The following is a 21,406-nucleotide window of genomic DNA, read 5'->3' on the forward strand; positions in this document are numbered from 1 at the left end:
GGCAGGCCACGGCGGGCCACCAACCCCCCCACCCCCTCCTCCGCCCGATGCGGGGCCGGCTGCCGGGACCGCACGGAGCTGGACCGTCTCCGTCGGGTCCGGCGCGGGCGCCGGAGGACCCGACTGCCACGGGGGGCCGTCCTGCCACGGCCCGGCCGCGGGCGCCACGGGTATCCCGTACGCCGGAGTGTCGTCCTCCGCCGCCGCGCGCGGCCCCGCGGCAGCCGCGGGCGGCGGGGCGACCACGCCGGCCACGGGCTGCGGCGACGGCGACGCGACTTCCGCGGGAACCTCGCCCGGATCGGACAACGTCACGTACGGACGGATGCGCAGAGGGTTGAAACCCACACCCGGCGCGCACCCGCAGGCGGCGCCGGCAGCGTCGCAATTCAGACAGTGCTCACCGTTCACTGGGACTCCCTCCCCTGGCCATTGCCTGCGATTATGCAGACCCGTCGCAGCCCTCCCAACCGCCCGAGAGGCCATAACCGGACACACCGCTCAGGATGGAAATGTTGATCCGGCCGGAGGAGGAATCGATGGCTCAGGATGCGACCAAAGGTGCCGTGGACCCCGTCCCCGGCTCACAGAAGCGCGCCCCCGCAGGTGAGCACAGCTCCCGCGAGGTGCTCGTCCCGATCGGCGCACTGCTCCTGGGCCTGCTGATCGCGGCACTCGACCAGACCATCGTCTCCACCGCGCTGCCGACGATCGTCAGCGACCTCGGCGGCATGGCCCACCTCTCCTGGGTCGTCACCGCCTACATGCTCGCCGCCACCGCCGCCACCCCGCTGTGGGGCAAGCTCGGCGACCAGTACGGCCGCAAGAAGCTGTTCCAGTACGCCATCGTCCTTTTCCTGATCGGGTCGGCACTGTGCGGACTGGCCCAGGACATGCCCCAGCTCATCGGGTTCCGCGCCCTGCAGGGCCTGGGCGGCGGCGGACTGATCGTGCTGTCGATGGCGATCGTCGGCGACATCGTCCCGCCCCGTGAACGCGGCCGGTACCAAGGCCTCTTCGGCGGTGTCTTCGGCGCGACCAGCGTGCTGGGCCCCCTCCTCGGCGGCCTCTTCGTCGACAACCTCTCCTGGCGCTGGGTCTTCTACATCAACCTCCCCATCGGTCTCGTCGCCCTCGTCGTCATCGCCGCCGCCCTCCACATCCCGGTGCGCTCCTCGAAGCACACCATCGACTACCTCGGCACCTTCCTCATCGCCTGCGTCGCCACCTGCCTCGTCCTCGTCGCCTCCCTCGGCGCCACCTGGGGCTGGGGCTCGGCCCGGATCATCGGCGTCGCCGTCCTCGGCGTCCTTCTGCTCGCCGCCTTCCTCGTCGTCGAGCGCAAGGCCGCCGAGCCGGTCCTGCCGCTGACGCTCTTCCGCATCCGCACCTTCACCCTCTGCTCGGCGATCAGCTTCGTCGTCGGCTTCGCGATGTTCGGCGCGATGGTCTACCTGCCGACCTTCCTCCAGATCGTCCAGGGCGTCTCCCCCACCATGTCCGGCGTCCACATGCTGCCGATGGTCATCGGCATGCTGATCTCCTCCACCGTCTCCGGGCAGATCGTCAGCCGGACCGGCCGCTGGAAGGTCTTCCCGCTCGCCGGCACCGCCGTCACCGCCATCGGCCTGCTCCTCCTCCACCAGCTGCACCGCACCAGCTCCACCTGGGAGATGAGCGTCTACTTCTTCGTCTTCGGTGCCGGACTCGGTCTGGTCATGCAGGTCCTCGTCCTCGTCGTGCAGAACGCCGTCAGCTACGCCGACCTCGGCGTCGCCACCTCGGGTGCCACCTTCTTCCGCTCCATCGGCGCCTCCTTCGGCGTCGCGATCTTCGGCACGGTCTTCACCAACCAGCTCGACGACAAACTGTCCGCCTCCCTGGCCGGCGTCGCCCTGCCCGCCGACGCCGGCATCCCCCAGCTCGAGGCGGACCCCCGGGCCATCGGCGTGCTCCCCGCAGACCTCCGGCCCCGGGTGCTCGACGCCTACGCCACCGCCATCACCGACGTTTTCCTCTACGCCGTCCCCGTCGTCCTGATCGCCTTCGTGCTCGCCTGCTTCCTGAAGGAGGACAAGCTCCGTGCCTCCGTCACCGCACCGGACGTCACCGAGACCCTGGCCTCCAACCCCGTCGAGCGCTCCTCCCGCGACGAGGTCGCCCGCGCGCTGTCCGTCCTCGGCAGCCGCGAAGGCCGCCGCCACGTCTACGAGAAGATCACCGCGAAGGCCGGCTACGACCTGCTGCCCGCCTCCAGCTGGCTGCTGCTGCGGATCAACAAATACGGCTCGGCGGAACCGGCGCTCCTCGCCGAGCGCGTCAACGTGCCACTGACCGTCATCACGGACGCAGCCCGCCAGATCGAGGAGCGCGGACTCGCCGTCCGCGACGGGCTGCCGCTGGTCCTCACCGCGCAGGGAAGCGAAGCCGCCGCGAAGCTCAGCGCGGCCCGGCAGGAGTCCCTCGCCGAACTCCTCGGCGACTGGTGGGGCCCCGACCGCCCCACGGACCTGGTCAAGCTGGTCGAGGAGATCAACACGGAGCTGTGCGGATCCGACGCCGAGGAGCCCCACGACGCCGAGCCCCGGCGCGACCATGCCGCACCCTAGGCCTGCGGCAGCCCCCGCGGGGTCAGACCAGGAGCTTCTCGAACCAGTGCTCCGCATACGGGCCGCAGTTGTACGCGGGTATCTCGTGATAGCCGTTGCGCGCATACAACGCGCGGGCCTCCACGAGGTCCGACCGGGTGTCCAGCCGGACCCGATCCGCGCCCAGCGCACGGCTTTCCGCCTCCAGGACCCGGAGCAGGGCCGCCCCGCCGCCGGTGCCGCGGGCGCGCCCGTCCACGTACACCCTGGTGAGCTCGGCGGTCTTCGCGTCGAGCATCCGGACCCCGCCGCACGCGAGCGGCTCGCCCTCCAGGCGGCCGACGACGAACTGGCCCGTCGGCGGCTCCAGGCCGTCGTCCGGGAAGTCCAGCAGCCCCTGGTCGATCTCGGCCTCGGTGACGTCCCGTTTCCAGTACCGGCCGGCGACCTCGGCGTAATAGGCACGGCGCAGCCGGGTCGCGTCGCCCGTCGTGAACGGTTCCGGGGACACGGTCCACGCAGCGCGAGCGGACGGCGTCGGCGTGAGGTGTTCGCTGTGAGTGTGTTCGCTGTGAGTGGTCATGGCGTCATTGTGGAGTTGGCGCGCGATCTGCCGCGTGGAATATCCACAATGGCGGGCGGATGATAGGAAAAACGAACATTCCGCGTACCGGGAGGGTGTGAAACGCCATGGCAGAGCATCCGGACTGTGCCCTGATCCGCCGCGGCTACGAGGCCTTCGGCAAGGGCGACATGGAGGCGCTGGGCGCGCTCATGACCGCCGACGTCATCCACCACGTGCCCGGCGACAACCCCATGTCCGGGCACCACAAGGGCCGGGAACACGTCCTCGACTTCTACCGCCGCCTCGGCGAGGAGACGAAGGGCACCTTCCAGGTCCACCTGGAGTCCGTGCTCGCGGACGGCCGGGGACACGTGATGAGCTTCCACACGGCGCGTGGTGACCGCGGTGACCGCGGTATCGAGATCCGCCAAGGACTCTTCTTCACGATCGTCGGCCACAAGATCACCGACATCGACCAGTGCACGGCGGACATCGACGAGGAAGACACCTTCTGGAGCTGACCCGACCCGCCCCGACCTGCCCCGGCCCGCCCGGACCCGGCCCGCCCGGACCCGGCCCGCCCCGACCCTGACCGCGACCGAGGCACCGACGAGCGAGGCACCGACCGTCCGGACCCCGGGACACCCGCCCGGGGTCCGGCCGCTGCGCGCAGCGGCCGCAGGAAGGCGCGGCGTCAGGCCTTCTTCGGCGCCGCCTGCTGCACGACCTCGAACGACCAGACCGTCGACGCCGAGGCCGCAGGCTTCGGCCGCTCCGCACCGCCGCCCTCACCACCCTCGCCGCCACCGCCCTGGTGAGCGGCCTTCATCGGCCCCTCCATCCACGCCTGGAAGTCCTCCTCCGAACGCCACCGCGTGTAGACGAGGTACTGGTCGGTGCCCTCCACGGGGCGCAGCAGCTCGAACCACTCGAACCCGTCGGAGCTCTCCACCGCCCCGGCACGCGATGCGAAGCGCCGTTCCAGGACCTCCCGCTGCTCGGTGGGGACCGTCAGTGCGTTGATTTTGACGATGCTGGGCACATGACACCTCTCAGGAAACGCAGGCCGGGCGCTGCACCTGGCCTTGATCACGTGCGTGCAGTCTCCTACATCCGTCAGTCAAAGCGTCGTGAGGACGTTCCCGGGCCGCACCCGTGGCGCAGCGGAATCAATGCGCGTCATCCTCCGTGACGATGAGGGGGCCCGGCTGAGGCGTCGCGCCGCTCTGCCGCCGTGCGTGCCGCGCTCGACCGTGTGCGGGAGTCCCGTCCCCACCTGGGGTCCGCCCGGGCGGCACGGGACCTCACTCCTTCCCTCCGAGGCCCCTTCCCCGGAAGGCCCCGCCCCCTCGCCCAGGACCATTGACCGCACCGTGGTCACCGGGACGGGGGGTGTGGAGCAGACCGCCTCGAACGGTTACTGCGACGGCGCCCGGCCATGCGTCGGCCCGTCTTGGTCCGGTGCCCCTGAAAGAGAGGCCCAACGGCTGACCTGGGGCTTCTGTGCTCGGCGCGCCGGGACGGATCCTCCCAGGTGAGCCCCTGTGCGAATGCCTCGACACCGATATTGATCTTCACGATGCTCATGGAGCCTTCCTGGAGATCCTGCGGGGGATATCGTCGTGCGCGTAATGGAGCGCGGCAGCCAGGCGAAGTCGGGGTTGCGGTCAACAGGGCGGGAGGCCGGCGGGGCGTGGCGAACGCGGCAGAGCACAGCACAGCGGACGGACATGCCGGGGTCATAGGCGGCAGCAGGCTCGGCGCGGCGCGTCTCCTCCTGTGGGCGCTGGCCGGAGCCCTCGCCGTCAGACAGGCCGTCGCGGTGCTGCGCGTTCCACCGGGCGAGTGGCTGGGCGGCTTCCACCTCCCCGGCGCGGGCGGATCCGTCTACGACGTCGGACAGTTCGCCGGAACCCCGTTCGCCGGGCTGGTCCTCAAACCGTTCGTCGGCCTCGCCGCCCCCTCGCTGGAGGTCGCCTGGACCTGTGTGACGCTGCTGTTCGTCGCCGGCATCGGTCTCGTCGCCGCCCGCGGCCTCCCCGACCCGGTGCCGCGGCGCACCGCGCTGCTCGCCGCGCCCGTCCTCACCGCCCTGATGATGGTCTCGCTGCCCGTCCGTGAGGCCGCCTCACCCGGCCGGACGGCCGTCGTCCCCGTCCTGCTGCTGCTCCTGGCCGTCTTCCGCGTGCCCGGCGACCGGCCCGCCGGCTTCCTCGTCGGCCTCGCCGCCGCGCTCCAGCCGGCGCTGCTGCTCTTCGCCCCGCTCCTGTGGCTGACCGGACGCCGCCCCGCCGCCCGGACCGCCGCCGTGACCTTCGCCGCGGCCACCGCCCTGTCGTGGGCGGCCCTGCCCCGCGACTCCTGGACCTACTGGGTCCGGCACCTGGCCGGCACCGGCCTCGGCGGCGCCCCCGACGGCCTCGCCAACCAGTCCGTGCACGGCGCACTGCTGCGCCTCGGCCTGACCGGACCGGTCGAGATCCTCCTCTACGCCGCCCTCGCGGGCGCCGTCGTCTGGTTCGGCCTGCGCCGCGCCGTCCGCTACGCCCGCGACGGCCAACTGCTGCTCGCCGTCGCCGTCACCGGCTGTGCCGCCGTCGCCGTGTCGCCGACCGGCTGGCGCCACCAGCTGCTGTGGGTGCTGCTCGCCGTCGCCGGCAAGGTGGGCAGGCGCGCCGCCGACCGGCGCGTGTGGCCGGTCGCGGTGGTCCTCGCGATGACCCTGCCCAGTGCGGTGCTGCTGCCGAACCTGTCCGCGCTGGCCCCCGTACGCGACAACGTGCTGCTGCTCATCGCGGTGGCGGCGGCCTGCGCGGTGCCGTTCCTGCCGCGCTCGTCCCCGTACTGGCGCGATCCCGTACCCACCGGCTACGGGCGGCCCGCGGCGGCCCGCTGGTCGCGCGTGCCGCTGCTGCCGTTCTGGCGGCGCGTGCTGTCCCGCCCGAACCTGCTGCTGGAACTCCTGCTGATACGGGTCGGCTACTCGCTCTACTCCCACATCAGGGCGGCCGCCCCCACCAGCCGCTCCCTCGCCGAGGGCAACGGCAGCCAGATCCTCGGGATCGAGCGGGTCCTGGGCATCGACATCGAACACGCCGTGAACCGCGCCGTGGTGGACACACCCTGGCTGGAGGCCTTCTTCGACTTCTACTACACCTCCTTCCACTTCGTGGTCCCGCTGGCGATCCTGGCGGTCCTGTACTGGCGGCGCCCCGGCGACTACCGCTGGGCCCGCGCCTCCCTGGGCCTGGCCACGGTCCTCGCCCTCGTCGGCTTCTGGCTCTACCCGCTCGCGCCGCCGCGCCTGATGCCGGGCCTCGGCTTCGTCGACACCGTCCACGGCCCGCAGGACCTGGCCAACCCGTCGTACGGGGCCATGACCGCGATCTCCAACCAGTACGCGGCGATGCCCTCGCTGCACTTCGGCTGGTCGCTCTGGTGCGGGATCGTGATCGTGGTGCTGGCGCCGAAGGGCTGGCAGAAGCTGCTGGGCGCCCTGCACCCCCTGATCACGGTGTGCGCGATCGTCGCAACCGCCAACCACTGGGTGCTGGACGCGGTCGGCGGAGCGGTCGTGGTGACCGCCGGCTTCGGACTCGTCCACGTCCTGTCCGGGCCGCGCGGCCTGCACACGAGCCGCCCCGAGCAGCAGGACGCGGACGGCACGGACAGCGCGGCGGCCCCGGTACCCGGGACGGCCGCCGCCGAACCCGTCGCGGGCGCACGCCCCTAGTGCTGTGACCGGAAAGGTTCACCGGGTCGGCAAACCTTTCCGGCCACAGCACTAGCCGGTCAGCTCGCCCATCTGCGGACGTGATGCCGCCGTCCTCCGTCTCCCTCGGCATCATCCGTTTGGGGCCCGCGCACCATCTCCCTGGAAGATGGATTGGACGACGGAGGCGCTCCAGCATTGAGCGGCGAAGGCGGTGCGAGGGTGCCGGGACGGTTCGCCCGCGGCCACCCTGGGTGACGCGGCGCTCGGCTCGGCCGTGATGACCCTGATCCCGGCGGGCACCGGTTACACCACCGTGCAGCTCGGTGTGCACATGGTCCGGCCGGTCCTGGCGGACACCCCCACCCTGCGCTGCGAGGGCGCCGCCCTGCACGTGGGCCGGACCACCGCCACCGCCGAAGCCCGCATCACGGGCACGCGCGACGGCAAGCTGTACGCCCACGGGACGACGACCTGCGCGATCCTGCGCACGGGCTGATGCAGGCACGCTGATGCAGGCGCTGCTGCAGGGGCTGACGCATGGGCCGACCGGGCCGTGCCGGCCGCAGCCGGGCGTCCGGCGCAGGCCGAAGGGGCGCCGGGGCGCACATCGCCCCGGCGCCCCTTCGGCTGGATCGCCGCTGTGAGTCAGGATCACCCCGTCCGGGCCGGACCGCCACTCGAACGGCGGGGGCCGGAGGCGTCCCGCGGCCAGCGGACGGCAGGGACCGGGGCGTGGGAGGAGCGGCCCCTGCCGTCCTGGGTCACGGGTCAGCCGTGGCTGACCCGGAGTTCCTTGATGCCGTTGAGCCAGGCCGCACGCAGCCGGCGCGGTCCCTCGCCGGCCAGCCGCAGGTCGGGCAGGGCGTCGGCCAGGGCGTTGAAGATCAGGTCGATCTCCATCACGGCGAGGGACTTGCCGAGGCAGAAGTGCGGACCGCCGCCGCCGAAGCCCAGGTGCGGGTTCGGGTCGCGGGTGATGTCGAAGACGTCCGGGTTCTCGAACACCTCGGGGTCGTGGTTGGCGGAGGAGTAGAACATCCCCACCCGGTCTCCCGCCTTGATCTTCTGGCCGCCCAGCTCGGTGTCCCGGGTGGCGGTGCGCTGGAAGGACACCACCGGGGTGGCCCAGCGGACGATCTCCTCCGCGGCGGTGGACGGCCGGGTCGCCTTGTAGAGCTCCCACTGCCCGGGGTGGGTCAGGAAGGCGTGCATGCCGTGGCTGATGGCGTTGCGGGTGGTCTCGTTGCCTGCCACCGCCAGCAGCAGCACGAAGAAGCCGAACTCGTCGGAGCCGAGGTTGCCCTGCCCCTCGGCGGCCACCAGCTGGGTGACGATGTCCTGGGCCGGACACTCCTTGCGCTGCGCGGAGAGGTTCATCGCGTAACCGATGAGCTCCATGGCGGCGTTGGAGCCGACCTCGGCCGTGATGGCGTACTCCGGGTCGTCGTAGGCGATCATCTTGTTCGACCAGTCGAAGATCTTGGAGCGGTCCTTCTGCGGTACGCCGATCAGCTCGGCGATGGCCTGCAGCGGAAGCTCGCACGCCACCTGCGTGACGAAGTCGAAGCTCCCGTCGGCCGCCGCGGCCGAGGCCTCCTCGACGATCCTCCGGGCCCGGTCGCGCAGTGCCTCCTCCAGGCCGCGGATGGCGCGCGGGGTGAAACCGCGCTGCACGATCTGGCGTACGCGGGAATGTTCCGGCGGATCCATGTTCAGCATGATCAGACGCTGGGCATCGATCGCATCACGCTGGATGTGCTCGTTGAAGCGGATGATCGCGGTGTTGGTGGTCGAGGAGAACAGCTCGGGGTGCGTGGAGACGTACTTGACGTCCGCGTGCCGGGTCACGGCCCAGTAGCCCTCGTCGTCGAAACCGGTGACCCCCCGACGCTGCGGGCACCACCACACGGGGGCGGTCTGCCGCAGCCGTGCGAACTCCGGGTAGGGGACCCGGCTCTGGAGCAGGTCGGGGTCGGTGGCGTCGAAGCCGTCGGGGAGCGCGGGGCAGGACATCGGGCAACTCCAAAGTCTGACGGACCATCAGAAGTTGGCTCGAAGGTAGTAACGAGTTCTAGAAGTGACAAGGGTCGGCGCGCCAACTGTTGCGTGTGGAATCCGTGCAGGCCGCGTGCAAGACCCTTGCGTGCCGGGGCCCAGGTCATAAGACTGCGGATAGAACTAGAACGCGTACTAGTTCAGGGCGGGGCGCCGGGACGGCCCGCCGCGCTGGCGCTGTGCAGGAGAGGACGAGCTCATGGCCGCGGAACCCGTCATCGTCGAAGCCGTACGCACCCCGATCGGCAAGCGCGGAGGCGCGCTCGCCAACCTCCATCCCGCCTACCTGCTCGGTGAGACCTACCGCGAGCTCCTCGCCCGCACCGCGATCCAGCCGGACTGCGTCGAGCAGATCGTCGGCGGCACCGTCACCCACGCCGGCGAGCAGTCCATGAACCCCGCCCGCACCGCCTGGCTCGCCATGGGACTCCCGTACGAGACCGCCGCGACGACCGTGGACTGTCAGTGCGGCAGCTCGCAGCAGGCCAACCACATGGTCGCCAACATGATCTCCGGCGGGGTCATGGACATCGGCATCGCCTGCGGCGTCGAGGCCATGAGCCGGGTGCCGCTGGGATCGGGCTCCAAGCACGGCCCGGGCAAGCCCTTCCCGGACGAGTGGAACGGCGACCTCCCCAACCAGTTCGAGGCCGCCGAACGCATCGCCCGCAACCGGGGCCTGACCCGCGAGGACGTCGACCGCCTCGGACTGCTCTCCCAGGAGCGGGCGGGCGCCGCCTGGGCCGAGGAGCGGTTCAAGCGCGAGACCTTCGCCGTCCAGGTGCCCACCACGGAGGAGGAGCAGGCCGCCGGACAGGGCATGTGGCGCCTGGTCGACCGGGACGAGGGTCTGCGCGACACCAGCATGGAAGCCCTGGCCCGGCTCAAGCCCGTCATGCCCACCGCCGTGCACACCGCCGGGAACTCCTCGCAGATATCCGACGGCGCCGCCGCCGTGATGTGGGCCTCGCGCAAGATGGCCCGCGCCCTCAAGCTCAAGCCGCGCGCCCGGATCGTCGCCCAGACGCTCGTCGGCGCCGACCCCCACTACCACCTGGACGGGCCGATCGACGCGACGCGGGCCGTGCTCGGCAAGGCCGGGATGTCCCTCAAGGACATCGACCTCGTCGAGATCAACGAGGCCTTCGCCTCCGTCGTCCTCAGCTGGGCCAAGGTCTTCGACCAGGACCTGGAGAAGGTCAACGTCAACGGCGGTGGCATCGCCCTCGGCCACCCCGTCGGCGCCACCGGCGCCCGCCTGATCACCACCGCACTGCACGAGCTGGAACGCCGCGACAAGGAGTTCGCCCTGATCACCATGTGCGCCGGCGGCGCACTGGCGACGGGGACGATCATCCAGCGCCTCTGACCGCGTCCGCGCGCACACCCCCGCGCGCAGGACGCACGCGATCCCGTGGGATGGGATGCAGAAGGCCCCGGTGGCCGGACCTGGGGAGGCCGGCCACCGGGGCCTTCGAACGTCTGCTGCCGCTGGGGACGGCTCAGTACCAGTGGTTGGCCTGCCAGAAGTTCCAGGCCTCGACCGGGCTGCCGTAGCGCGAGTTCATGTAGTCCAGGCCCCACTTGATCTGGGTGGCCGGGTTGGTCTTCCAGTCGGCGCCCGCAGAGGCCATCTTCGAGGCCGGCAGGGCCTGGACCAGGCCGTACGCGCCGGAGGAGGCGTTGGTGGCGGTGTGGTTCCAGCCGCTCTCGTGCGAGACGATCTTGTCGAAGGCCGCGAACTGTGCCGGGTCCTTGATCATCTGCCGGGCGATCGCCTTCGCACCCGTCGGAGCGGCCTGCGCGGGGACCGCGGCCAGCATGGAACCGGCGACGCCCAGGGCGAGGACGGAACCGACGAGGGTCTTCTTGGAAGCGGCGATGCGGCGGATGACGGGGTTGGACACGGATGAACCTTCCGAAGGGGACAAGGGCGGTCGCACGCATGCCGAAGTCATGCGTGAGCCACTCACGCGAGGGAGAGGGGTTCGTCGGCGGGGGGTCGAGCACCCCGGCCGCCTTGCGACTCATCCAGTTCTACCGACGCCCCGACGCTCTGGCAAAGGGCCCGCCTACTAGCCCACCCCGCACACCGGGGGACCACTGGTCCCGCCCGAACCGGACAAACATGGGCTCAACGGGCACTGTGCCGCCTACTACCCGCCCTCGTATGTGACCTGCGTCCTGTGGGCCGCCTCACCGGCGAGAGCCCCCGAACTCACCCTCGGTGGCCGGACGTGCACCCGCCAACGGCAGGTCCACGGCCGTCTCCGCCCCCGGATCGAAGGTGACGGGCGCGTCGAAGGCGGCCTTTCGCGTCGCCCGCCGCAACGCCCTCAGCAGTGTGCCGCCGAGCACGAGCGTCAGCACGACGGTCAGTGTCGCCCTGCCCAGGTCCCAGCCCAGCGAGGTCGCCAGGCAGTACGCGACGAACCGCGCCAGGTTCGTGGCCAACGGCTCCCCCGCCTGGAAGGAGATGGCCTGCCCCTGGCCCGGAATGATCGTCCAGCCCTGCAGGTTCATGACCGCGCCGTACGCGAAGGCGCCCACGAAGCCGTACGCGGCCAGCATCAGCAGCTCCGCCCGGCCGCGGATCCGCTCCGGGCCCGGCAGCAGCCCCGCCCCCAGTGCGAACCAGCCCATCGTCAGCATCTGGAACGGCATCCAGGGCCCGACCCCACCCGTCAGCAGGGCGGAGGCGAACATCGTCACCGAGCCCAGGACGAACCCGAAGCCCGGGCCGAGCACCCGGCCGGCCAGCACCATCAGGAAGAACATCGGCTCCAGGCCGGCCGTGCCCGCGCCCAGCGGTCTCAGCGCCGCCCCTACGGCGGCGAGCACACCCAGCATCGCCACCGCCTTCGCGTCCATGCCGTCGTCGGCGATCGTCGCCACGACCACACCGACGAGGAGCGGCAGCAGCGCCGCGAAGAGCCACGGGGCGTCCTGGGAGTGCGCGAGCAGCCCCGACTGCCGGTCGGCCAGGAGCGGCCAGCCGAAGGCCGCGATGCCGATGAGGGTGACCAGCACCAGGACGGCGGCGGCCCGGGGCCCGATCCGGACCGGGCGGTCCGCACGGCTCGCGGAGCTCGGGCGGCGGTTCGCGGTTTTCGGGCGGTGCGGGCGGTTCGCGAGGCGGCTCATCCGGCGGCCGCCGCGTCCAGGGCCTGCGCGACCTGGCCCACGGTGAGCCAGTGCCCCGGCGCCAGCACCTTCGCCACCTGCGGTGCGAACGCCGGCGAGGACACCACGACCCCCGCCGTGGGACCGTCCGCGACCACCTCACCGCCCGCCAGGATCACCACGCGGTCGGCCAGCTCGGCGGCGAGCTCCACGTCGTGCGTGGCCAGGACGACGGCGTGCCCGTCGGCGGCCAGAGCGCGCAGGACCTCGATCAGGCGGGCCTTGGCGGCGTAGTCCAGACCGCGCGTGGGCTCGTCGAGCAGCAGCAGGGCGGGCCGGCCCGTGAGGACCAGCGCCAGCGCCAGGGCCAGACGCTGTCCCTCGGAGAGATCACGCGGATGCGTGTCGTCGGGAACGCCCGGCAGCAGCTCCGACACCAGGTCCCGGCAGGTACCGGGCGGTGCCCCGGCATCGGAGTCGGCGGCGGCGCACTCGGCGGCGACCGTGTCGGCGTACAGCAGGTCCCGCGGCTCCTGCGGGACGAGACCGACGCGGCGCACCATCTCGGGCGGCGGCGTACGGTGCGGGGTCCGGCCGCCGACGGTCACCTCGCCGGTGGTGGGGGCGAGCGTACCGACGAGGGTGGAGAGCAGGGTGGACTTGCCGGCGCCGTTGCGGCCCATCAGGGCGATGGTCTCGCCGGGCGCCACCGCGAGGTCGATGCCGTGCAGGACCTGGCGGGAGTCGCGGCGCACGCCGAGGTTGCGCGCCCGAGCCGTCTCGCCTGCGCCGGACTCGGCGGACTCGGCGGACTCGGCGGGCTCTGCGGGTTGCGGCCTGCCGCGGCGCAGCAGGCGGGCGAGCAGTCCGGGGGCGGCGCCACTGCCGGGGGCGCCGCCCCCGGACCCCCGCGCCTCGGACGCCGACGGGGCTGAAACACCCGGGCGCCGCCCCGAGTCCCGCGCCTCAGGTACCGGCGGGGCCGCAAGAGCGGGGACCGCCGGAGGAGAGAGGCGGGTGCGGAGCGGTGCGGCCCGACGGCGGGCGTCGCGGACCGACAGGGGGAGCGGGGACCAGCCCGCCAGGCGGCCCAGGGCGACCACCGGCGGGTGCACCGGGGAGACGGCCATCACCTCCGCCGGGGAGCCCAGCACCGGCGCCGCGCCGCGGGCGGGCAGCAGCAGGACGCGGTCGGCGTACTGCACCACCCGCTCCAGCCGGTGCTCCGCCATCAGCACAGTCGTGCCCAGGTCGTGGACCAGACGCTGGAGGACCGCCAGGACCTCCTCTGCCGCCGCCGGGTCCAGCGCGGACGTCGGCTCGTCGAGCACCAGCACCTTCGGGTGCGTGGTCAGCACCGAGCCGATCGCGACCCGCTGCTGCTGGCCGCCGGACAGGGTCGTGATCGGCCGGTCGCGCAGCTCGTTCAGGCCCAGCAGGTCGAGGGTCTCCTCCACCCGGCGGCGCATCACCGCGGGCGGCAGGCCCAGCGACTCCATCCCGTAGGCCAGCTCGTCCTCCACCACGTCCGTCACGAAGTGCGCCAGGGGATCCTGCCCGACCGTGCCAACCACGTCCGCGAGCTCCCGCGGCCGGTGCGTACGCGTGTCACGGCCCGCGACCGTGACCCGGCCGCGCAGGGTGCCGCCCGTGAAGTGCGGGACCAGACCGGAGACCGTCCCCAGCAGAGTGGACTTGCCGACCCCGGACGGACCGACCAGCAGCGTCAGCTCACCCTCCGGGACCACCAGGTCGACGCCCTGCACCGACGGGCCGGCCGCCCCGTCGTAGGTGACCGACACCTTCTCGAAGCGGATCACTGCGACGCCTCCTTCGGCGGTACGGGTGCCACGAAGGCGGGCAGCAGGCCGATCAGGACCGAGGCCGCCGGCCACAGCGGCAGCGAGGGGGCCACCAGCGGGACCACCCCCGGCTGCATACCGGCCGGATCGACACCGCCGGCGTGGATGAGCAAGCCGGCGACGGCCGCCCCGGAACCGGCGACCAGCCACGCGCGCACCCCCCACCGGTCGGGCCGGTAGCGGGTGCGCACCGACCGGCGGCCGCCGAGCCGCAGCCCGGCCAGGGCCAGGACCACGCCGATGCCGAGCACGGGCAGCCCGTACGCGGCGCCCTGCGCGGCCAGCAGACCGTACGTCCCCGCGCACATGCCGAGCAGGCCGCCGAGGGTGAGGACGGTGGTGGTGTGCCGGACGGCCGGCGGGACCTGCGCCGTACGGCCGTAGCCGCGGGCGTCCATCGACGCGGCGACCGCGACCGAGCGTTCCAGCGCGCCCTCCAGCACCGGCAGGCCGATCTGGAGGACGGCCTTGATGCCGCCGGTGGGGCGCCCGCGCAGCCGGCGGGCCGTGCGCAGGCGTACGACGTCCGCAACCATGTTCGGCGCGAAGGTCATGGCGACGACGACCGCGACCCCGGCCTCGTACAGGGCGGCCGGCAGGGACTTCAGCAGCCGCGCCGGATTGGCGAGGGCGTTCGCGGCGCCCACGCAGACCAGGAGCGCGGCCAGCTTCGCGCCGTCGTAGAACGCGAAGACGAGCTGCTCGGCGGTGACCCTCCCGCCGAACCGGATGCCCTGCGCCCACGCGGGCAGCGGGACCTCCGGCAGGACGAACAGCACGTGCGTGCCGGGGATGGGCGAGCCCAGGAGCATCGAGAAGAGCAGGCGCAGGCCGATGACGAACAGGCCGAGCTTGAGGAACGCCCCGTAGGAACGGGCCCAGGGCGCGTCCGTGCGCCGCGCCGCCACCACGAAACCGGCGACGCCGACGATCAGCCCGAGCACGAGCGGATTGGTCGTGCGGGACGCGGCAGTGGCCAGACCGAGGGCCCACAGCCACCAGGCCCCCGCGTGCAGGGCGGTGGCCCGGCCGTCCTGCGGCGCCCTGAACCTCTCGTACGACGACCGGCGCGGGGCGTCCACCGTCGCCGGCGCGCTCCGGCGGGCCGGGGGCACGCCGCCGGGTGCGGCTCCGGCGGGCGCGCCGCCCACAGCTGCCTCCGCAGTTCCGCCGAGCCCGGTGGGAACCCCGACGGATGCTCCGGCGGGGCGCGGCGCGGGGTGCGTCATCGGCCCCGGCGGCGGGACTGCCAGACGCCCGCGGCGGCAAGGACGGCCACCGCGGCGATGCCCACCAGCAGCCCTGCGGACGGGACGCCGCCCGGCGCGGACCCGGACGGCTCGGCGGACGCCTGCGCCGAGCCGGTCTCCGCCATCTGCTCCCCGCAACCGTGCTGCGGGTAGCCCGAGATCGCGCACAGCAGCGCGGCGCTGTTGTAGCGCAGCGGCTTCGCGACCGCCGCCAGTGCCTCGGCCGTCGTGGCCTCCGGCGCCAGCTGCGCGCAGGCCGTGCGCGGGGCCTCCTGCGGCACCACCTCACCCGTCGGGGCGTCCGCCTGCACACCGAAGTCGATGACGAGGGCCACCCGCTTGCGGCCCTCCACCGGGGCGGTGGCCCCGCACACGGCCTCGAAGTCGGCCGCGGCCCGCGGCTTCGCGGCCTCGGCCGCCGCGTCCTTGCTCACCGCGAAGCGGAAGCCCTGCACGGAGCCGTCCGCGGGGCGGGCCTGCGACGGCCCTTGCGTGGCGTACGACCACTGGCCGCCGTCCGCACCGTCCCAGAACGACCAGTAGCGGTAGCCGGCCGCCAGCGCCGGAGCGGCGGCCAGCAGGGTCAGGACGATGCCGAGGGCGAGGGCCGCGACGGGCAGGCGGCGGCGCATCAGAGCTGGTTCTTCTTCCGGCGGCCGCTCAGCAGGATGCCGATGCCCATACCGGCCGCGGCGCCCGCACCGATGATCCACCAGAGGTTCTGGCCGCCGGAGGGCTCCTTCTTCTCGCTGTCCACCTCGGTCGCGCCGGTGTCCGCGCCCTGCGGGGCCGGGCCCGTCGCGTTCAGCGCGGCCACGAGGTCGGTGCCGCCGAAGGACTTCGGGTCGGTGCCGGTGGCGTGCGCGGCGAGGACCAGGGTGCCCAGGGCCGCCGGGGAGTCCTTGGCCCACTCGGCGGAGTTGGCCTTCAGCCACTCCAGCGCGCCCGCAGCCGACTGCTTGTGCCCGGCCGCGGCCAGCGCGATCACCGCGTCGGCGGTGTTGCCGGTGTCGGCGGTCGGCTGGTCCGCACCCGGGGTGAGGGCGGTGAGGTGGCCGTCCTTCTTGAGGGCCTCGGCCAGGTAGCCCGCCGCACCCTGGGCGGCGGCCGCGGCACCGGCGGCCGGGTCCGCGGCGGCAGCCGCCGGGCAGGTCAGCGCGGTGGCGGGGGTGTCCGTGAGGGACGGGACGACGGCCGTGCCCGTGCCGAGGCCGGCGAGGGCCGCCGCGGCCGTGGCGTCGGCGTTGGCGACCAGCTTGCCGCCGGCCGGCTGGAACGCGAAGGCGCCCCGGTCGGCGGCCGGCTCGGCGGTGCAGCCCAGCTGGAAGGAGAGGAGCGCCTCGTACGGGGACTTGCCCGCCTTGGACTTCGTCTCCGTGGGCTTCTCGCCGGCCGCGGCCAGGGCGCTGATCACGATGGCGGTCGAGTTGGCGTCGGTGCCGCTGTCCATGGCGCCGCCGGGGTTGGAGCTCCAGCCGCCGTCCTCGTTCTGTACGGACTTCAGCCAGCCGATCGCCTTCTTGACGCTGTCGTCGTGGCCGCCGATCGCGCTCAGCGCCTGCACGGCCGCGGCCGTCGCGTTCGAGTCGATGTACGCCGTCGCGTCGCAGTCCTTGGAGGTGTCCGCGCGGAAGGCGGGGAAGGAACCGTTCGCGCACTGCTGGCCCACCAGCCAGTCCACGGCTTGCGCGGCGGGCTTGACGCCCACGGTGTCCTGGGCGAGCAGCGCGAAGGACTGCCGCCACACGCCGTCGTAGGTGGGGTCCTTCTTGCCGTGGAGCCCGGAGGGGATGACCGGGGGAGCGGAGGGGGAGGGCGGCGCGGTGTCGGCGAGGGCTGCGGGGGCGACACCCACGCAGAGCACGGCGGAGGCGGCGAGCGCGGCGGCGCTGCGGCGGACGGTCATGGGGAGGGTGCCTCTCCTGCTGGGGAACCGGGGCAGGCACGCACGGGCACCGGGCTCCGGCTCCGTTTTCCTCGACGGTGCCGGCCGCCGGGGGGACCGGCGGCACGAGCCGCGCACTCCGGTACGGGGCATTCCGGCTCCCCGCCGGGCTGGTGCCGGGGCGGGTCACGGTTGCGGGTCAGCGCCGGAATCGCACCGGCTTCCCCCCGTACGGGGTGTGGACGACCGCCTCACTCTACCGGCCCGTAGCTCCGGGCCCGGGGGGTGTGCGGTGGATCATGGCCGGACCCCGGACCGACCCTCACAGCACCCGGTGGGTCACCGCGACGCCGCCGGGGACCGCCTCGCAGCGGCCGGTGGGTGACCGGGTCGGGTGGCGGAGGGCCGCTTCACAGCGGCCGGTGGGTGACCGGGTCGGGTGGCGGAGGGCCGCTTCACAGCGGGCCGGGGACCGCCTCGGCGCGGCCCTGCTTCACCAGCCGCCGCAGATGCGCCTCCGCCTCCGAGACGGCGATGTTGCGGGAGCCGTACGGGATCTGCTCCCAGGGCCGGTTCCACTCCATCCGCTCCGCGAGCCCCCACGGGGTCAGCGGCTCGGCCAGCAGCTCCCACAGTCCCGACAGGCGCTCCTCGTGGTGGTCGAGCAGTTCCCGTACGCGGGCGGGTGCGTCGGTGAAGGCGTGCTGGTGGGCGGGGAGCACCTCGGCGGGGGAGAGGTGGCCGATGCGTTCGAGGGAGTCGAGGTAGTCGCCGAGGGGGTCGGTGACGCGGGTGTCCTCGGGAGCCTCGTACAGGCCGATGTGCGGGGAGATCCCGGGCAGCAGGTGGTCGCCGGAGAAGAGGCGGCCGTTGCCGGGGAGGTTCGCCGGATGCCGTTCCTCCAGGTGCAGGCAGACGTGGCCGGGGGTGTGGCCGGGTGTCCAGATCGCCCGCAGCCGGCGCCCGGCGAGGGGCAGCAGTTCGGCGGGGACGATCTCCCGGTCGGGGACGGCGGCCCGCAGCCCGGGCAGGGTCCGCATGCGGCCGCTCGCGCGGGCGGCGCGCAGCGGGGCGATGTGCTCCTCGGGGGCTCCGGCGGCGGCGAGCTTCGCGCTCATGTAGTCGAACCACACGCCCGGCTCGGAGGAGCGGGTGCGGACGACGACCTCGGTGTCGGCGGCGTGCATGGCGATCCACGCGCCGGACGCCTCGCGGACCCGGCCGGACAGCCCGTGGTGGTCGGGGTGGTGGTGGGTGATGACCACGCCGTGGACGTCGGCGATCGCGATGCCGAGTGCGGCGAGGCCGGCGACGAGGGTGTCCCAGGACTCGGGGTCGTCCCAGCCGGTGTCGACGAGGACCGGGCCGCGGCCGGTGTCGAGGACGTGGACGAGGGTGTGTCCGAGGGGGTTGTCGGGGATGGGCACCTTGATCCCCCACACGCCTCCGCCGTGATCGGTGACCTGTGACGTGTCCTGCGGCATGAGCCCTCCGCCTGTCGACCGTCCTCCGACGAGAACGCGTTCCAGTAGTAGCCCAAGTCGACCATTTTCGCGGCCTTCTGACTAGTCGTTGGATCTTCTCCGCTCTTCCGTCCTGGCCGTGGACTCCTAGAACTAGAACTGGTATCAGTTCGGGAACGCCAAGCCGCAGGAGGCCTCAGCCATGACGGAGCTCGTGCAACACGGAAAGCTGTTCATCGGCGGTGAGTGGACGGATCCGCTGGGCACCGACACGATCCGCATCGTCTCCCCCCACACCGAGCAGGTCATCGGCTCCGTCCCGCACGCCTCCGAGGCGGACGTCGACCGCGCCGTCGCCGTCGCGCGCAAGGCCTTCGACGAAGGACCCTGGCCGCGGATGACGCTGGAGGAGCGCATCGCGGTCGTCTCCCGCATCAAGGACGCCATCGCCGTCCGCCACGAGGAGATAGCCCGCTCGATCAGCTCCCAGAACGGCTCCCCGTACGCATGGAGCGTCCTGGCCCAGGCCCTCGGCCCGATGATGGTCTACGACGCCGCGATCACCGTCGCGCGCGCCTACCCGTACGAGGAGCACCGCCAGGGCGTGCTCGGCCCGATCCTGGTGCGCCGCGAGCCCGTGGGCGTCGTCGCCGCCGTCATCCCGTGGAACGTCCCGCAGTTCGTCGCGGCCGCCAAGCTCGCCCCCGCACTGCTGTCCGGCTCCACCGTGATCCTCAAGCCCTCCCCGGAGGCGCCGCTCGACTCCTACATCCTCGCCGACATCGCGCGCGAGGCCGGAGTGCCCGAGGGCGTGCTGTCGATCCTGCCCGCCGACCGCGAAGTCAGCGAGTACCTCGTCGGCCACCCCGGCATCGACAAGGTCGCCTTCACCGGCTCGGTCGCCGCAGGCAAGCGCGTGATGGAGGTCGCCGCGCGCAACCTCACCCGGGTCACCCTCGAACTCGGCGGGAAGTCCGCCGCCGTCGTCCTCCCCGACGCCGACGTGGAGAGCGCCGTCGCCGGGATCGTGCCCGCCGCCTGGATGAACAACGGCCAGGCCTGCGTGGCGCAGACCCGGATCCTCGCCCCCCGCAGCCGCTACGAGGAGGTGGCCGAGGCCCTCGCGGCGGCGGCCGGCGCACTGGTCGTCGGCGACCCGCTCGACCCGGCGACGCAGCTCGGCCCGCTCGTCGCGCAGCGCCAGCAGCAGCGCTCCTTCGACTACATCCGGATCGGCCAGGAGGAGGGCGCCAAGGTCCTCGCGGGCGGCGGCCGCCCGGCCGGCCTCGACCGTGGCTGGTACGTGGAGCCCACCCTCTTCGGCGACGTCGACAACACCATGCGGATCGCCCGCGAGGAGATCTTCGGCCCTGTCGTCTGCCTGATCCCGTACGGGGACGAGGAGGAGGCCGTCCGGGTCGCCAACGACTCCGACTTCGGGCTCAGCGGCAGCGTCTGGACCGGCGACGTCGAGCACGGCATCGACTTCGCCCGCCGGATCCGCACCGGCACCTTCAACGTGAACACCTTCAGCCTGGACATGCTGGGGCCGTTCGGCGGCTACAAGAACAGCGGGCTGGGGCGGGAGTTCGGCCCGGAGGGCCTGAGCGAGTACCTGGAGCACAAGATGATCCACCTGCCCGCGGGCTACGAGGCGGGTGCCTGATGGGCGACCGCTGGCAGGTCGAGGTGGACCGGGCGGTGTGCATCGGCTCGGGCATGTGCGTGAACCACGCCCCGGACGGCTTCGTCCTGGACTCGGCGCGCCAGTCCCACCCCCGCAGCCCGCAGTCGGACGCGAACGAACCGGTCCTCACGGCGGCGGAGGGCTGCCCGGTGGAAGCCATCATGATCACCCTGGCCGCCACCGGCGAACCGGTCTTCCCCCCGGAGGACTAGCGCCGGCCGCCGCGGGGCGGGCGCCCTCGGGCTCCCGCCCCGACCGCGGCCTCAGCCCCGACCGCGGTCGAGGCCCCGACCGCGGCCGCCGTCAGAGCTCGTACGGGTGCGCCTCGATCAGCGGTGACACGAACGAGATGCGCCGGCCAGGCTCCAGCCCGGCCCCGTCGCAGACGACTTCCACCAGCACCACGCCCGTGCCGACCCTGAGTTCCACCACGGGGTCCCCGGGCCCGCCGACCCCCAGCACCTCACCGGTCACGACCACCCCGGCCGGACCGATCGCCAAGTCCTGCGCGGCCGTCGGTGACGCGGGAACCCACTCGGTGAGCGGGGCGGGGACGGTGAGCTCGACGAAGGCGTCGGTGCCCTGCGGGGGAAGCGCGTCACCCATCCACCGGGCGACCGCGTACCCGTGCCCGGCCTTGCAGCGGAAGACGACGCGTCGTCCTTCCTGGTCGACCCGGTTCACGAAGACGTGCACGGGGCCTCACTTCCGCTCGGCGGCGCTCCGCTCGACGCAGAACTCGTTGCCCTCGGGATCCGCGAGGGTCACCCACCCGGTGCCGTCGGGCCGACGGTGATCGCCGGCGACGGTGGCGCCCAGGGCGAGGATGCGCTCCACCTCCTCGTCGCGGGTGCGGTCCTGCGGCTGGAGGTCCACGTGCACACGGTTCTTGACGCTCTTGGCGTCGGGAACCGTTACGAAGAGCAGCGTCGATCCCGGCGCCGTGACCAGCGCCTCGGGATCCCCGGGGAAGTCGTCGTCGGCGAGCGAGCCGTCCAGAACGGCGGCCCAGAACTGCCCCAGCCGGTAGGCGTCGGAACAGTCAACGGTGATGTGTCGTATGAGAGAAGCCATGGGCGGGACTATCGACCGGACGCCCGCCCGTTGTCCAACGAGTTAGACACGTGCGGGGGTTGCGGGGGTTGGGGCTGTCTCTTATACACATCTCCGAGCCCACGAGACAAGAGGCAATCTCGTATGCCGTCTTCTGCTT

19 protein-coding genes and 1 riboswitch are annotated in these 21,406 nt (G+C 72.8%); of the genes, 7 read left to right on the forward strand and 12 right to left on the reverse strand.

The features are described from left to right. The first annotated feature begins 539 nt into the window (after positions 1 to 539). Positions 540 to 2,609: an MDR family MFS transporter gene (locus IH80_RS0136255; protein ID WP_030966088.1), complete on the forward strand. Its 2,070-nt coding sequence runs from the start codon at positions 540 to 542 to the stop codon at positions 2,607 to 2,609. Between the two features lie 22 nt (positions 2,610 to 2,631). On the opposite strand, the gene IH80_RS0136260 is transcribed toward IH80_RS0136255, so the two are convergent. Beyond that, complete coding sequence (locus IH80_RS0136260) at positions 2,632 to 3,171, reverse strand: GNAT family N-acetyltransferase (RefSeq protein WP_078906926.1); 540 nt, start codon at positions 3,169 to 3,171, stop codon at positions 2,632 to 2,634. Positions 3,172 to 3,278: 107 nt separating this feature from the next. Here IH80_RS0136260 and IH80_RS0136265 point away from each other — a divergent pair, with 107 nt between their 5' ends. Then, positions 3,279 to 3,674 carry a nuclear transport factor 2 family protein gene (locus tag IH80_RS0136265; RefSeq protein WP_030966091.1) on the forward strand — a complete coding sequence of 132 codons (396 nt, stop codon included), beginning with the start codon at positions 3,279 to 3,281 and terminating at the stop codon, positions 3,672 to 3,674. Between the two features lie 173 nt (positions 3,675 to 3,847). On the opposite strand, the gene IH80_RS0136270 is transcribed toward IH80_RS0136265, so the two are convergent. Then, positions 3,848 to 4,195: an antibiotic biosynthesis monooxygenase family protein gene (locus tag IH80_RS0136270; RefSeq protein ID WP_030966092.1), complete on the reverse strand. Its 348-nt coding sequence runs from the start codon at positions 4,193 to 4,195 to the stop codon at positions 3,848 to 3,850. Between the two features lie 651 nt (positions 4,196 to 4,846). Here IH80_RS0136270 and IH80_RS0136275 point away from each other — a divergent pair. Together IH80_RS0136275 and IH80_RS0136280 are read left to right on the forward strand one after the other, a co-directional pair. Beyond that, entirely contained in the window at positions 4,847 to 6,886 is a 2,040-nt protein-coding gene (locus IH80_RS0136275; RefSeq protein WP_051810308.1) for a bifunctional glycosyltransferase 87/phosphatase PAP2 family protein, read from the forward strand. Positions 6,887 to 7,079: 193 nt separating this feature from the next. After that, positions 7,080 to 7,364, forward strand: coding sequence for a PaaI family thioesterase (locus IH80_RS0136280; protein ID WP_051810309.1), 285 nt, complete (start codon positions 7,080 to 7,082; stop codon positions 7,362 to 7,364). A gap of 272 nt (positions 7,365 to 7,636) precedes the next feature. Here IH80_RS0136280 and IH80_RS0136285 read toward each other — a convergent pair whose 3' ends face one another. Next, the gene (locus IH80_RS0136285; protein WP_030966096.1) at positions 7,637 to 8,881 is read right to left on the reverse strand and encodes a cytochrome P450; all 1,245 of its coding nucleotides are present in this window, start codon (positions 8,879 to 8,881) and stop codon (positions 7,637 to 7,639) included. Between the two features lie 241 nt (positions 8,882 to 9,122). Here IH80_RS0136285 and IH80_RS0136290 point away from each other — a divergent pair, with 241 nt between their 5' ends. Continuing rightward, complete coding sequence (locus IH80_RS0136290; protein ID WP_030966097.1) at positions 9,123 to 10,292, forward strand: steroid 3-ketoacyl-CoA thiolase; 1,170 nt, start codon at positions 9,123 to 9,125, stop codon at positions 10,290 to 10,292. Between the two features lie 133 nt (positions 10,293 to 10,425). Here the strand turns inward: IH80_RS0136290 and IH80_RS0136295 are convergent, their stop codons facing one another. The 7 genes from IH80_RS0136295 to IH80_RS0136325 form a co-directional block, all read right to left on the reverse strand. Then, a complete protein-coding gene (locus IH80_RS0136295) occupies positions 10,426 to 10,881 on the reverse strand; it encodes a transglycosylase SLT domain-containing protein (protein WP_051810310.1) in 456 nt (151 codons plus the stop codon). Between the two features lie 238 nt (positions 10,882 to 11,119). Beyond that, positions 11,120 to 12,067, reverse strand: coding sequence for an ECF transporter S component (locus IH80_RS0136300; protein WP_078906927.1), 948 nt, complete (start codon positions 12,065 to 12,067; stop codon positions 11,120 to 11,122). Next, positions 12,064 to 13,866: an ABC transporter ATP-binding protein gene (locus IH80_RS0136305; protein ID WP_030966101.1), complete on the reverse strand. Its 1,803-nt coding sequence runs from the start codon at positions 13,864 to 13,866 to the stop codon at positions 12,064 to 12,066. The genes IH80_RS0136300 and IH80_RS0136305 overlap by 4 nt, the downstream gene beginning before the upstream one ends. After that, positions 13,863 to 15,059: an energy-coupling factor transporter transmembrane component T gene (locus IH80_RS0136310; protein WP_386390300.1), complete on the reverse strand. Its 1,197-nt coding sequence runs from the start codon at positions 15,057 to 15,059 to the stop codon at positions 13,863 to 13,865. Before IH80_RS0136310 ends, IH80_RS0136305 begins: the two co-directional genes overlap by 4 nt. Before the next feature lie 74 nt (positions 15,060 to 15,133). After that, the gene (locus tag IH80_RS0136315) at positions 15,134 to 15,790 is read right to left on the reverse strand and encodes an SCO2322 family protein (protein WP_030966103.1); all 657 of its coding nucleotides are present in this window, start codon (positions 15,788 to 15,790) and stop codon (positions 15,134 to 15,136) included. Continuing rightward, positions 15,790 to 17,064 carry a prenyltransferase/squalene oxidase repeat-containing protein gene (locus tag IH80_RS0136320; RefSeq protein ID WP_030966104.1) on the reverse strand — a complete coding sequence of 425 codons (1,275 nt, stop codon included), beginning with the start codon at positions 17,062 to 17,064 and terminating at the stop codon, positions 15,790 to 15,792. Before IH80_RS0136320 ends, IH80_RS0136315 begins: the two co-directional genes overlap by 1 nt. A gap of 126 nt (positions 17,065 to 17,190) precedes the next feature. Continuing rightward, positions 17,191 to 17,270, reverse strand: a riboswitch (cobalamin riboswitch). 228 nt (positions 17,271 to 17,498) lie between these two features. Continuing rightward, the gene (locus tag IH80_RS0136325; protein ID WP_030966105.1) at positions 17,499 to 18,527 is read right to left on the reverse strand and encodes an MBL fold metallo-hydrolase; all 1,029 of its coding nucleotides are present in this window, start codon (positions 18,525 to 18,527) and stop codon (positions 17,499 to 17,501) included. Between the two features lie 181 nt (positions 18,528 to 18,708). Here IH80_RS0136325 and IH80_RS0136330 point away from each other — a divergent pair, with 181 nt between their 5' ends. Together IH80_RS0136330 and IH80_RS0136335 are read left to right on the forward strand one after the other, a co-directional pair. After that, the gene (locus IH80_RS0136330) at positions 18,709 to 20,172 is read left to right on the forward strand and encodes an aldehyde dehydrogenase (protein WP_030966106.1); all 1,464 of its coding nucleotides are present in this window, start codon (positions 18,709 to 18,711) and stop codon (positions 20,170 to 20,172) included. After that, on the forward strand, positions 20,172 to 20,405 hold the full coding sequence (locus tag IH80_RS0136335) for a ferredoxin (protein WP_030966107.1): 234 nt from the start codon (positions 20,172 to 20,174) through the stop codon (positions 20,403 to 20,405). The genes IH80_RS0136330 and IH80_RS0136335 overlap by 1 nt, the downstream gene beginning before the upstream one ends. A 91-nt stretch (positions 20,406 to 20,496) precedes the next feature. Here the strand turns inward: IH80_RS0136335 and IH80_RS0136345 are convergent, their stop codons facing one another. Beyond that, a complete protein-coding gene (locus tag IH80_RS0136345) occupies positions 20,497 to 20,889 on the reverse strand; it encodes a hypothetical protein (RefSeq protein WP_030966109.1) in 393 nt (130 codons plus the stop codon). A 6-nt stretch (positions 20,890 to 20,895) separates the two neighbouring features. Then, positions 20,896 to 21,267, reverse strand: a complete 372-nt coding sequence (locus IH80_RS0136350; RefSeq protein WP_030966110.1) for a VOC family protein — start codon at positions 21,265 to 21,267, stop codon at positions 20,896 to 20,898. Positions 21,268 to 21,406 lie beyond the last annotated feature (139 nt).

The sequence above is a fragment of the Streptomyces sp. NRRL S-378 genome (genome assembly GCF_000720645.1).
In the GTDB taxonomy this organism is placed as follows: Bacteria; Actinomycetota; Actinomycetes; order Streptomycetales; family Streptomycetaceae; genus Streptomyces.

Excerpts from the sequence above, each read along its gene's own strand:
- IH80_RS0136350 (WP_030966110.1), bottom strand. The coding sequence starts at position 21,267 with ATGGCTTCTCTCATACGACACATCACCGTTGACTGTTCCGACGCCTAC.
- IH80_RS0136295 (WP_051810310.1), bottom strand. The coding sequence starts at position 10,881 with ATGACTTCGGCATGCGTGCGACCGCCCTTGTCCCCTTCGGAAGGTTCA.
- IH80_RS0136285 (WP_030966096.1), bottom strand. The coding sequence starts at position 8,881 with ATGTCCTGCCCCGCGCTCCCCGACGGCTTCGACGCCACCGACCCCGAC.
- IH80_RS0136315 (WP_030966103.1), bottom strand. The coding sequence starts at position 15,790 with ATGCGCCGCCGCCTGCCCGTCGCGGCCCTCGCCCTCGGCATCGTCCTG.
- IH80_RS0136300 (WP_078906927.1), bottom strand. The coding sequence starts at position 12,067 with ATGAGCCGCCTCGCGAACCGCCCGCACCGCCCGAAAACCGCGAACCGC.
- IH80_RS0136260 (WP_078906926.1), bottom strand. The coding sequence starts at position 3,171 with ATGACCACTCACAGCGAACACACTCACAGCGAACACCTCACGCCGACG.
- IH80_RS0136265 (WP_030966091.1), top strand. The coding sequence starts at position 3,279 with ATGGCAGAGCATCCGGACTGTGCCCTGATCCGCCGCGGCTACGAGGCC.
- IH80_RS0136325 (WP_030966105.1), bottom strand. The coding sequence starts at position 18,527 with ATGCCGCAGGACACGTCACAGGTCACCGATCACGGCGGAGGCGTGTGG.
- IH80_RS0136330 (WP_030966106.1), top strand. The coding sequence starts at position 18,709 with ATGACGGAGCTCGTGCAACACGGAAAGCTGTTCATCGGCGGTGAGTGG.
- IH80_RS0136290 (WP_030966097.1), top strand. The coding sequence starts at position 9,123 with ATGGCCGCGGAACCCGTCATCGTCGAAGCCGTACGCACCCCGATCGGC.
- IH80_RS0136320 (WP_030966104.1), bottom strand. The coding sequence starts at position 17,064 with ATGACCGTCCGCCGCAGCGCCGCCGCGCTCGCCGCCTCCGCCGTGCTC.
- IH80_RS0136335 (WP_030966107.1), top strand. The coding sequence starts at position 20,172 with ATGGGCGACCGCTGGCAGGTCGAGGTGGACCGGGCGGTGTGCATCGGC.
- IH80_RS0136255 (WP_030966088.1), top strand. The coding sequence starts at position 540 with ATGGCTCAGGATGCGACCAAAGGTGCCGTGGACCCCGTCCCCGGCTCA.